Raw genomic sequence first — 12,704 nt, forward strand, 5'->3', positions numbered from 1 at the left:
GGCGGATCAAGGGGTCAACGGGCCACCGCCAGGCAGTACTCCTCGTCCCCGGCGAGGAGGTTGCGGTGCGTGTCCTCGGCCGTGATGACCCCGTCGTCCAGGACGAGTACACGGTCGGCGGCGTCCAGGAGGGCCGGGCTGCTGGTGATCACGACGGTGGTGCGGCCACGGCGCAGCTTCGCGATGTTGCGGGCGATGAGCTGCTCGGTGACCGCGTCGACGGCCGTGGTCGGATCGTGCAGGACGAGGATGTCGCAGTCGGCGGCCAGGGCGCGGGCCAGGGAGAGCCGTTGGCGCTGTCCGCCGGAGAGGTTGGCGCCGCGGTCGCGGACACCGTGGTCGAGTCCTTCGCGGTGCAGGGCGACGACGTCGGTCAGCATGGACGCCTCGACGGCCTCGGCGACCGTGCGGCTGGTGCCCGAGGGGTCGATGTTGGTGCGGAGGGTGCCCGCGAAGATCTCCCCGTCGTACGGGTTCACCAGCATGTGCTCGCGGACCGCCTCGATGGACAGGGCGGCGAGCTCCTCCCCGCCGACCCGCACGGCTCCCTCGTACGCGTGCGGCGGGACCTGCACGGCCAGGATCGCGGCGAGGTCGGCCGCCGCACGCGGCTGGTAGACGGCGATCGCCACGAACTCGCCCGCCGGCACCTGGAACTTCAGGTCGCGCAGGGCCCCGTACCGGACGCAGTCGATCTCCAGGCCCCCGCCGGCGGCCGGGCGCTCCGGCCCATGGGCCGCCACCGGGGGCGCGACCAGTACCAGTGCCATCCGTTCGGCGGACGCGCGGGCCATCATCACGTACTTGGGCATGTCCGAGAACAGCTTCAGCGGTTCCATGATGAATTGGGCGAGCCCCACCGCCATGACGAGTTCCCCGACGGTGATGTCGCCGTTGAAGGCGAGCCCGCCCGCCGTCAGGGTCACGCCGGCGGCGAGCGCCGCGTTGAGGGCCGTCGCGGTGCCCGCGTAGGCGCCGTTGACCCCGGCCACGGTGATCGCCTGGTGCTTGGCCTCCGTGCTGACCTTGCGGTAGGAGCGGAAGGCCGCGTGGTTGCCGCCGAAGCCGTGCAGCGGGCGCAGGCCGGTGATCAGGTCGGCCACCTTCGCGCCCGCCCTGGCCACCCGGGCCTGCTGTTCACGGGTACTGGAGCCGATCCGCTTGGACATCACGCTCAGGATGGACAGGATCAGGGCGGTGCCCACGATCACCAGCAGGCCGAGCCGGATGTCGGCCAGCCCCAGCGCGACCGCCGCGATCAGCACCGCGACGAGTGAGCTGATCAGCAGCGGCACCACCTCGATGATGTCGGCCGTCTGGTCGGCGTCCTCGGTGGCGATGGTCAGCACCTCACCGGACTTGAGTCCGGCGTCCCGGGCGACCGGCTCCAGCCCGCAGTCCGCGACCCGCACGCGCCAGCGGTGCGCCTCGGTCGTGTTGGCCTTCTGCAGGATGCGCATGCCGAAGCGCCACGACAGCGACACGGTCGTGATGATCACGGCCAGGGCGCCGATCGACAGGGCGAGCGCACCGGGGCCGCGGTCCTGCATCGTGTGCTCGACGATCAGGCCGAGCGCGATGGGGAAGGCGGTCTCACCGGCCTGGTACAGGCCCATGAGGATCGTGCCCCAGGTCATGGCGCCGATGTTGCGGCGCAGGGCCGTCCGAAGGATGTCGGACCCCGGTCGGGGCCGCTGCGTGTCAGGAGTTTTCATCGAGGTGGTGGGCAATCGTCTCGGGGGTTCGCAGGGTGAACAGATCACGGACCGTGATCACAGGACCGTACTCCCGGCGGAGGAGGCCGATCAGCCGCACCGCCAGCATGGAGTGCCCTCCCAGGGACACGAAATCGCTCAACGCGCTCACCTCGTCGTCGTCCAGGTCGAGTGCTTCGGCGAAGAACTCGCACACCACGGTCTCGGTCCGCGTCCGCGGGCCGCGCTCCCCCGCCGTGGTCAGCGTGCCGAGCGGCCTGGCCTCCGGCAAGGCCTTGGTGTCCGCCTTCCCGTTCACGGTCAGCGGGATGCGGTCGACCTGGGCGTAGTGCGTCGGGCGCAGGAAGTCCGGCAGCGCCGCGCCCACCTCGGCGGCGACCGCCGCCAGGTCGCAGCCGTCCGGGCCGCCGAGTACGAGGTAGGCGGCCAGTCGGTACGCGCCGTCGACCTGCGGGTCGGGCTGGGCGACCGCGGCGACGAACCGGACCGCCGGGTGCGCGGCGAACGCGGCCTCGACCTCGCCCGGTTCCACGCGGTGGCCGCGGATCTTGACCTGCTGGTCGGTGCGGCCCAGGTACATCAGGTTCCCGTCGGGCCGCCGGGCCACCAGGTCCCCGGTGCGGTACATGCGTTCGCCGGGTGCGCCGAACGGGCAGGCGACGAACCGGTCCGCGGTCTGGGCGGGCTGCCCGAGGTAACCGCGCGCGATGCCGATGCCCGCCACGTACAGCTCGCCGGGGACTCCGTCGGGCAGCGGCCGCAGCCACGGGTCCAGGACGTACACGTCCGTGTTGTCGATGGCCACGCCCACCACCGGGTCCTGGCATTCGAAGGTGCCGACGCCCAGGGTGTTGATGGTGTACTCGGTGGGTCCGTACAGGTTGTAGCCGGCCGTGCCCTCGGTCTCGGCGAGCCGCTGCCACAGGGTCGGGGTGACGGCCTCGCCGCCCAGCAGCACCAGCGCCGGCCGCCGCTCGGGACGGTCGAGCAGGCCCTCGGCCACCAGCTGCTGCGCGTAGGTCGGGGTCACGTTGATGACGTCGATCCCGTGCTCCAGGCAGTACTCGACCAGCCGGGGGGCGTCGCGGCGCAGTTCCTCGTCGCAGATGTGCACCTCGTGGCCGTCGGCGAGCCAGAGCAGTTCCTCCCACGACATGTCGAAGGCGAAGGACACGGTGTGGGCGATGCGGAAGAGGCGGTGGTCGTGCTCGGCCAGCACGGGCTCGAAGATCCGGCGCTGGTGGTTGATCAGCATGTTGGTGAGCCCGGCGTACTCGGTCACCACCCCCTTCGGCCGGCCGGTGGAGCCGGAGGTGTAGATCGTGTACGCGGGGTGGCGCAGGCGGTACGGGTCGTCGGGTGCGAAGGTCACGAACGGCTCGGCCTCGGGGAGGGGCCGGTCCAGTTCGATGAGGTCTCCGGTCAGTCGGGGCGACACGGCGCTCACGGTGAGGGTCACGTCCGGGCGGGCGTCCGCGACGATGGCGGCGATCCGCTCGTCCGGGTGGTCCAGCTCCAGCGGCACGTACGCGGCGCCCACGCGCAGGACGGCGAACAGCGCGACGATCGAGTCGAGGGAACGCGGGATGGCGAGGGCCACCGTCGTCTCGGGTCCGATCCCGCGTGCGGCGAGCACGCCCGCGAGCTCGCGGCTGCGGTCGCGGAGCAGGCCGAAGGTCATGGTCCGGCCGTGGGCGACGAGCGCGACCCGCCCCGGATCACGGTCGGCCGCCCGGTCGAACCGGTCGACGACGGTGTCCGTGCCGACCTCCGTGCGGGCGGCGGGCAGCGGCGCCGGCCCCGCGCCCGGCAGCGCGCCCACCGGCCCGGTGGAGCGGGCCAGGTCCGCGAGCACCCGCAGGTAGTCGTCGAGGAGCGCGCGGGCGGCCGCGGTGTCGTGGTCGCGGTACTCCAGCTTGACGGTGAGCCGGTCGCCGGGGGTGACGACCCAGGTGTACGGGTAGTGCGTGGAGTCGTCGGCCCGTACCGCGGTGATGCCGTGCCGGTTGTTCATCTCGGCGAACGCGTCCATGTCCAGGAAGTTCTGGAGCACGAACAGGTTGTCGAAGAGGGTGTCGTGGCCGCCGGCCCGTTGGATCTCGCCGAGTCCGAGGTGCTCGTGCTCCATCGCCTCGACCCGGGCCGCCTGTACGGCCGTCAGGTAGTCCCGGACGGTGTCGTCCGGGCGGGCCCGCGTCCACATGGGCACGGTGTTGAGCAGCACGCCGACGACCTCGGAGAGGTTCTCGCCCTCGCGGCCGGAGACGGTCACGCCGAACACGGCGTCGGCGCGGCCCGTGCGGGCGCCGAGCAGGAGGCCGAACGCGCCGGTCAGTACGGAGTTGAGGGTGACGCCGTGCGTGCGGGCGAGGTCCCGCAGCAGCTGCGACTCCTCGGCGGCGAGGATGTGTACGAGGGTTCGGGGCAGGTCGTCGACCAGGGCCGGCGCCGGTCCGGCGAGCAGCGTCGGGCCGGGGAGTCCGGTCAGATGCTGGGCCCAGAAGCGTTCCGAGACGGCCGGGTCCTTGGCGGCGAGCGCCCGGGCGTAGTCCTCGAAGGCGGGTGTCGCCGGGGCCGCGGGTGTCAACCGGCCCGCGACGGCCGCCTCGTAGGCGTCGAACAGGTCGCGCAGCACGATCTCGCGGGACCAGCCGTCCCACAGCAGCAGGTGGTAGCTCAGCAGCAGGCCGTCGCGGTCGCCGGGCAACCGCACCACGGTCAGGCGGATCAGCGGCGGCTCGCCGGGGTCGAATCCGGTGTCGCGGTCGCGGGCGAGGAGGGCATCGATCTCGGTGTCCGTCGCGAGGTCGACCGTACGGACGGCCACCCGCCGGCCCGCGCCGAGGACCTGGACGGCCGTGCCGTCGTCGTCGGTGGTGAAGCCGGCGCCCACGACCGGGTGCCTGGCGATCACCCAGGCCATGGCCTCGGCCAGCGCGTCGATGTCCAGGCGCCGGTCGAAGGTGAACCAGCTCTGCGCGACGTAGTGCCCGGCCGGGCCGGCCAGCTGCGCCTGGAAGAACAGGCCACGCTGGAGCGGGGTGACCGGCGCGGTGCGCTCGGCGGTCGTGGCGGCGACCGCGATGTGCTCCAGGGCGGCGAGCCAGTGTTCGGTGATCTCGTCGGGTATGCCCTCGGCGAGGGTGAAGACCGCGTGCAGGCTTCCGGTGGCCGCGTCGGTCCAGGCGTTGACCTCGACGGCGTACGGGCGGCCCTCGTCGACGTCCGTGAGGTGGAGGGCCTGTGACTCGTCGCCCCGGCCGAGGTAGTTGAACAGCACCTGCGGGCGGGCGGTCAGCAGCGGGGCCGTCTGCGGGTTGAGGTACCGCAGGCCGCCGTACGCGACGTGCGCGTGCTCGTCCGGCCGGCGTGCGGCGACCTCGCGGGCCGCGGCGACGGGGTCGGTGTGCGCCGTGAGCCGCACCGGGGCGATGGCGGTGAACCAGCCGACCGTACGGGTGTAGTCGTGGTGCGGCGAGGCCGGGACCCGGCCGTGCCGCTCCACCTCGATCGCGAGATCGGTGGGCGTGGGCTGGACGTGGGTCAGCGCGGTGCGCAGCGCGCCGCACAGCAGTTCGGTGAGGCCGACGCCGAGTGCGGTGGGCGCGGTGCGCGTCACGTGGTCGCTGACCTCGGGTGCGAGGACGACCGCGGTCTCGCGCGGCCGCTCGGCCACGGTCAGCAGCGGGGGTGCCTGGAGGGTGGTGATCCAGTGCCCGAGGGCGTCGGTCTCGTGGGCGGAGGTGTCGACCAGGGCCTGCGCGTACGCGGCGTAGGAGGTGGTGGGCGGGGCGAGCGGAGTCCCGCGCAGGGCGGCGGCGAGGTCGTCCAGCAGGATCAGCCAGGAGACGGCGTCGACGGCGAGGTGGTGCACGGTGACCACGAGGGTCCGGGTCGCCTCCAGCCAGGAGAACGCGATGACCTCCCCGGACCCGGGGTCGAGCCGTCCGGCGGCCTCGTCCGCCGCGGCCGTCGCGTCGGGCGCGGCGCTGCGTACGACGGTGACCGCGCCGGCGGGTTCGGTGCGCAGGGCCCACACGCCGTGCTCGGTACGCAGCCGTAGGCGCAGGGCGGGGTGGGCGGCGACGACGGCGTGCGCGGCGCGTTCCACGTCGGCGAGGCCGATGCCCTCGGGCGCGACCAGGGTCCGGGCCTGGGCGAACCGGGCGAGGGAGCCGCCGAGTTCGCGTCGGCGCAGGATGATCGGGGTCGGTGTCAGGGGGCCGTCCTCGCGGGGGGCGGGTGCGGCGGGCGCCGCGGCCGGCGGGGGGCTCGTCGCCAGGTGCTCGGCGAGTGCGCGCGGGGTCCTGAGCAGGAACACGTCCCGGGGGGCGATCGTGAGGCCCAGTGTCCTGGCCCGGTTGACGACGGTGATGGCGAGGATGCTGTCGCCGCCGGCCCGGAAGAAGTCGCTGTCGCCGTCGACGGTGGTGCCGGGCAGGGTCTCGGTGAAGATGTCGACCAGCGCGGTGAGCGCGGCGCCGGTCACGGCCACCGGGACGGCGTGCGCTACGGGGTACGACGCGGCGCGGGCGGTCAGGGCCTTGCGGTCCAGTTTGCCGTTGACGGTCAGCGGCAGGGCGTCGACGGGCAGGACCAGTCCGGGCACCATGTGGACGGGCAGCTTCGGGGCCAGCAGTCCGGCGAGGTCGGCGATGTCGAAGGGGACCCCGCCCACGACGTGCGCGACCAGGTGGTCCGCGCTGTCGGCGACGGTGACGGCCACGTCGACCACACCGTCGAGTTCCCGGATCGCGGACTCCACCTCACCGAGCTCGATGCGGAAGCCCTTGAGCTGTACCTGGTCGTCCGCGCGGCCGGTGAACTCCAGTTCGCCGTCGAGCGTACGGCGGGCGAGGTCGCCCGTGTGGTACATCCGGGAGCCGTCGCCCGCGAACGGGTCCGCGACGAACCGGCCCGCGGTGAGGGCCGGCCGGCCGAGGTAGCCGAGGGAGACCTGGTCGCCGGCGACGTAGATGGCGCCCACCCGGCCCGGCGGGACGGGTCGGAGCCGGTCGTCGAGCAGGTAGGTGACCAGTCCGGGGATCGGGCCCCCGATCGGGCTGACGTCGTCGCCGGGGCGGAAGTCCTCGTCGGTCAGGACCCGGTGGGTGACGTGCACGGTGGTCTCGGTGATGCCGTACATGTTGACGAGCTCGGGCGAGGCCGTCCCGTGCCGCTCGACCCAGCCGCGCAGCCGCCCGAGGTCCAGCGCCTCGCCCCCGAAGATGACGCGGCGCAGGGCGGTGGCGGGCCGGTCGGCGTGCCGATCGGCCTCGATGAACTGGTAGAAGGCCGACGGGGTCTGGTTGAGGACGGTCACCCGGCGCTCGCGCACCAGGCGGTGGAAGTCGACGGGTGAGCGGGTCAGTCCGTAGTCCGGCACGAGCAGTTCGGCGCCGTGGGCGAGCGCGCCCCACAGCTCCCACACCGCGAAGTCGAAGGAGTACGAGTGGAACTGGACCCACACGTCGTGCGGTCCGAAGTCCATGTCCGGCCGCGTGTTCGCGAGCAGGGTCACCACGGCGGAGTGCGGGACGACGACACCCTTGGGCGTGCCGGTCGACCCGGACGTGTAGATCACGTACGCGGCATCGCGCCAGTCGGCCCCGGGCCCGTCTGCGTGATCCTGGGTGACCTGGGTGACCTGGGCGTCCGGTGGCGGCTGCTCCCCTGGTACGAGCACCCGGGCCGGTACGCCCGCCCGGTCCAGCAGCCGCGTGAAGCGGTCCCTGTGCTCCGGGTCCACGAGCACCACCTGCGGGGCCGCGTCGGCGAGGATGTACTCCAGCCGTCCGTCCGGGTGGGCGAGGTCCAGCGGTACGTACGCACCGCCCGCGGTGACGATCGCGACGAGGGCGACGACCTGTTCGAGGGAGCGCGGGACGGCCACGGCGACCCGCTCGCCCGGCCGGACCCCGACGGCGCGCAGGGCCGAGGCCAGCTCGTCCTTCGCGGCGGCCAGTTCACCGTAGGTCAGTGATCGGGTGCCGCCGTCGAGGGCGCACTGGGTGACGGCGGTGGCGGCGGGATCGCGGTGCGCGGCGGCGTCGAACAGCGCGCCCAGTGTCGTCGGGGTGATCCGTGCGGGGGGCCGGGTGCCCGTGGCCGCCAGGTCGTCGACGAGGTCGTCGGGTCGGGTGAGCAGGCCCGTGAGGGTGCGGGTGAAGGTCGCGAGGACCGTCCGGGCGGTCGACTCCCGCACGAGCGCGCCGTCGTGGATCAGGTTGAAGCGCGGACGGCCGTCGAGCGAGCGCTCCACCACGAGGGTCAACGGGTAGTGCGGGGCGCCCTCGTTCACGATGTCGCCGATGACGAGGGTGTCCTCGGGTCCGCGCAGGGCGGCCACGTCGGTCGCCACGTCGAACACCACCAGGGTGTCGAAGAGCGGGCCGGCGCCGCGCAGCCGGCTGATGCGGGCCAGCGAGACGTGCTGGTGCGCGAGCACCGCGCTCTGGTGGTCCCGTACCGAGGCGAGCAGGTCGCGCGCCGTGGTGGTGGCGGCCCATCGGGCGCGTACGGGGATCGTGTTGATGAACAGACCCACCATGTCCTCGATGCCGGGCACGTCCGCGTCGCGTCCGGACACCGTGGAGCCGAAGACGACGTCCTTGCCGCGCAGGAGGCCACCGAGCGTCGCCGCCCAGGCGCTGTGCACGGCCACGCTGAGCGGGACGCCGGCGGACCGGGCGGCCTCGTCGATGTCGCCGTCGGGCGAGGTGGCGGTGTCGGCGAACCGGTCGGACGGTGTGTGTCCCTCGGCGACCAGCGAGGGGCCGGGCAGTCCGGCGAGCTGTTCGCGCCACACCCGGTCGCTCTCGTCCTCGTCGAGTGCGGCGAGCCGGCGCACGTAGTCTCCGAAGCCGCCGAGCGGGTGGACGGAACCCGGCGCGTGGTACTCGGTCAGCAGCGCGCGGAGCATCGGCGGCACCGACCAGCCGTCGGCGATGATGTGGTGCACGGTCTGCACCAGGACGCCGCGGCCTGCGCCCGTGCGGATCAGCGTGTACCGCATCAGCGGGCCGCGCGCCAGGTCGAACCCGGCGCGGCGGTCGCGTTCGGCGAGCTCGCGGATCTCCTCGTCGGTGATGCCGGGGCGGTCCAGCGTGGTGAAGGGGGCCTGGACCCCGGCCTCCAGTACGGAGACCACGCGGCCGTCGGCGAGGGCCGTGAACCGTGCGGCCAGGTTGGGGAAGAGCGTGAGCAGGCGGGTGGCCGCCGCCGCGAGCCGGTCGGCGTCCACCTCTCCCTCCAGGGTCAGGAGCTGCTGCTCGACGTAGCTGCCCGTGGAGTCGTCGTCGAAGACCGAGTGGAAGTAGAGACCCTCCTGCAGCGGGGTCAGCGGCAGGATGTCCCGCAGCGCCGGGCCGTCCAGATCGTCGACGTCGGCCTGGGTGAGCGCCGGCACGGCGAAGTCGACGGGCGAGTGGCCGCCCAGGCCGAGGGCGGCCAGGTCGAGGGTGGCCAGTGCGGCGAGCCCGGCCAGGGCCTCCCGGAAGTACCCGCCGATGGTCTCGATGTCCTGGTCGGTGAACAGCCCGTCGGGCCAGGAGAGGGTGGTGACCAGTCCGTACGCGCCGCCGGCCGAGACGGGTTCGGCGATCGCGTTGAACTCCAGGGCGCGCGGAAGCCGCATGCCGGGGTCGCGCTTCTCGCCCAACTGCCCTGTGGTGTGCGCGAGTTCCCAGTCGGCGGCGGATCCGGCGTCGAACCGGCCCAGGTAGTTGAACAGCACCTGGGGTGCGGGCGCGTCGAACGCGGTGTCGGCCAGGTAGCGCAGGACTCCGTAGGAGAGGCCGTTGCTCGGCACCCGGGCGAGGTCCTCCTTGACCGCCTTGAGGGCGGCGACCAGGTAGGCGGGGGCCGTGAGGTCGGTGGCCGCGCCGGGGTCGACGGTCACCGGGAAGAGGGTGGTGAACCAGCCCACGGTCCGGGAGAGTTCCGGCTCGAAGCCGGCGGAGTCCGCCACATGGCGTCCTTCGCGGCCGTGGCCCTCCAGCTCGATGTGCGCGAACGCCTGGTCCTGGCCGAGGTCGCGGCGCCACCGGGCGAGGGTGACGGCGAGGGCGGTCAGCAGCACGTCGTTGACCCCGGCGTGGAACTTCGCGGGGATCTCGCCCAGCAGGGCGGCCGTGATCTCGGGGCGAACCGAGAGGGTCGTCGTGCGTTCTCGGGCGACGGTGTCGGTCGGGGCCGCCGCGCGCCGGCCCAGCGGGGCGTCCTCCCCCGGCAGGGCGCGCCGGAAGTAGGCGCGGTCGGCGTCGAACGCCGCGCGCTCCAGCAGCTGTGTCCAGCGCCGGAAGGAGGTGCCCACCGGGGGCAGGTCGATCGGCGCGCCAGAGACGTGCCAGCGCCACGCCGTGGAGAGGTCCTCCATCAGGATCCGCCAGGACACGCCGTCGATCACCACGTGGTGGGCGACCAGGACCAGTTGGCGCGCCGCGCGGCGCCAGACGGCGCGCAGCATCACGCCGTTCTCCGGGTCGAGCCCGGCGGTGGCGAGCGCGACGCACTCGTCGAGCGGCCGGTCGCTCTCCTGCCATCCGGCCGTGGCGCGGTCCGGCTCCGGGATCTCGAAGCTCCAGCGCTCGCCGCGGACCAGCCTGGCGCGCAGCATGTCGTGCCGTGCGACCACGGCGGTGAGGACGGCGTCGAGCGCGTCGGCCGTCAGGTCCGTCGGGGTGTTCAGCACCACCGACTGCACGAAGCCGTCGACGGCGTCCGTGGTCTCGCCGAGCCACTGCACGATCGGCGATCCCACGACCGTACCGGTGGCGACGTCGCCGTGGTCCACGGCGGCGGCCTCGCGGTCCGCGACGGCCGCCAGCGCGCCCACGACGCTGTGGGTGAAGATCTGGCGGGCCGTGACGTGGAGGCCCGCTTCGCGCAGGGCGCTCAGCAGGGAGATCGCCAGGATGCTGTCTCCACCGAGTTGGAAGAAGTCCTGGTCGACGCCGACCGCTTCGCGCCGCAGCACCGTCGCGACCGCCGCGCACACCAGGCGCTCGTTCTCGGTGACGGGCGGGGCGAGGGCGCCGGCCGCGGTCGCGGGCTCCGGCAGGGCGCCCCGGTCGAGCTTGCCGTTCGCGGTGAGCGGGAACTCCTTCATCACGACGATGTGGGCGGGCACCATGTACTCCACCATGTGCCCGGTGGCCCACTCCTTGACCTCGTCGGCGCTCAGGCCCTCGCTCCCGGTGGCGGGGATGACGTAGCCGACGAGGTAGGTGCCGCCGGCCGTGTTCTTCTTCGCGACGACGCAGGTGTGGCGCACGCCGGGGTGCTCGGCGAGGCCGACCTCGACGTCCTCGATCTCCAGCCGCATGCCGCGGATCTTGATCTGGTTGTCGGCGCGGCCGAGGAAGTCCAGGGACCCGTCGGGGGCGAAGCGGGCGAGGTCACCGGTGCGGTACAGCCGGGATCCGTCCGTGGCGAAGGGGTTGGCGACGAAGCGGGAGGCCGTCAGGCCGGGCGCGCCCACGTATCCGCGCCCCAGCAGGAAGCCCCCTACGTACAGCTCGCCGCCGACCCCGATCGGGACCGGGCGCAGCTCGTCGTCCAGCACGTACAGCTGGGTGTTGGGGTTGGGCCTGCCGATCGACGTCGACAGGCGTTCGGCGGCGCCCCGGTAGACGACGTGCGAGACGCCGATCGTCGTCTCGGCCGGGCCGTAGCCGTGGTACATGGGTATGTCGAGCCGGGTGCGGAAGCGTTCGTACAGCTCCGGGGTCAGTACCTCGCCGCCGCACCACACGTGGCGCAGGCTGTCGAGCCGTCCGGAGTCGCCCGCGATCTCCAGCAGGACGTCCAGCATGGACGACACGAGGTAGGTGAAGGTGACGCGCTGCTCGGCGATCACGCTCAGCAGGTGGTGCGGGTCGCGTTCGCCGCCGGGCCGCAGGACCACGAGCCGGCCGCCGCACACCAGTGGCAGGAAGATCTCGTTGATGGAGATGTCGAAGGACAACGGTGCCTTGAACAGCGAGGCGTCGTCGTGGCCGAAGCCCAGGATCTCGTCGACCTGCCACAGCAGGCGCTCGCTGATGGCCTCGTGGCGGATCATCGCGCCCTTGGGGCGGCCGGTCGAACCGGACGTGAAGATCACATAGGCGAGGGCGTCGCCGGGGACGGTGACCCCGGTCGCCGTGCCGGGGTAGGAGCCGAACCGCCAGTCGGCGAGGTCGACCGGCACGGCTTCCGGTTCGTCCGGGGCGTGCTCGCCCGAGTCGTTGAGCTGCAAGGCGACGCGTGCGTCGGCGATGACGACGGAGCGGCGGGCGGCGGGCCACTGCGGGTCGAGCGGTACGAACGCGGCGCCCGCCTGGAGCACGCCGAGCAGGCCGATCACCATGGCGGCGGAGCGGTCCAGGGAGATGGCGACGACCTGTTCGGCGGTGGTTCCGCGGTCGATCAGGTGGTGGGCCAGCTGGGCGGAGAGCTCGGCCGCCTGACGGTAGGTCAGTGAGCGGTGTTCGTCGACGACGGCGACGGCGTCCGGCCGCAGGCGTGCCTGCTCGCGGAACATCTCGACGATGGTCGGGCGGATCCGGTCCGCCGCGGTGTCGTTCCACCGGGCCAGGGTCGCGAGCCGCTCCGCGACACCGGACGGGCCGATGGTGGACAGGGGCCGGTCCGGGAAGTCGGCCAGGTCGTCCAGGGCGAGCTGTGCGTCGGCCCGTACGACACCTTCCGGGAGGGTGATGCCGCGGCCGTCCGGGCCGTGCCGGCCCTCGGTCCCGACCTCCCAGCCGGCCGCCCCGGCTCCGCCGCTGTCCGCCCAGCCGAGGACGTCGGCGAACAGGGTGCCGGGGGTGAGTTCCAGGCCGTCGGGGCTCCGGCCCGTCGCCCAGTAGGCCAGTCCGATGGCGCACGCCCGGGCGATGGTCGTGTCACCGTAGTCGCCGGCCCGCCGGCGCACGTCGGCCAGGCGGGTGGGAGAAAGCAGCACGAGACGATCGGTCGATTCCGTCATCGGAGGCTCAACGCCCT

At 73.2% G+C, this 12,704-nt stretch carries 2 protein-coding genes; both read right to left on the bottom strand.

The window, feature by feature from the left end; genetic code table 11:
- Nucleotides 1-14: 14 nt before the first annotated feature.
- Nucleotides 15-1,715, bottom strand: coding sequence for an ABC transporter ATP-binding protein (locus AB8A24_RS14575; RefSeq protein ID WP_369475955.1), 1,701 nt, complete (start codon nucleotides 1,713-1,715; stop codon nucleotides 15-17).
- Complete coding sequence (locus AB8A24_RS14580; RefSeq protein WP_369475956.1) at nucleotides 1,702-12,687, bottom strand: amino acid adenylation domain-containing protein; 10,986 nt, start codon at nucleotides 12,685-12,687, stop codon at nucleotides 1,702-1,704. The genes AB8A24_RS14575 and AB8A24_RS14580 overlap by 14 nt, the downstream gene beginning before the upstream one ends.
- Nucleotides 12,688-12,704 lie beyond the last annotated feature (17 nt).

It is taken from the genome of Streptomyces sp. BF23-19, assembly GCF_041106355.1.
In the GTDB taxonomy this organism is placed as follows: Bacteria; Actinomycetota; Actinomycetes; order Streptomycetales; family Streptomycetaceae; genus Streptomyces; species Streptomyces virginiae_A.

What these genes read in the sequence shown, in the direction of transcription:
- AB8A24_RS14575 (WP_369475955.1), bottom strand. Translation starts at nt 1,715, where the DNA reads ATGAAAACTCCTGACACGCAGCGGCCCCGACCGGGGTCCGACATCCTT.
- AB8A24_RS14580 (WP_369475956.1), bottom strand. Translation starts at nt 12,687, where the DNA reads ATGACGGAATCGACCGATCGTCTCGTGCTGCTTTCTCCCACCCGCCTG.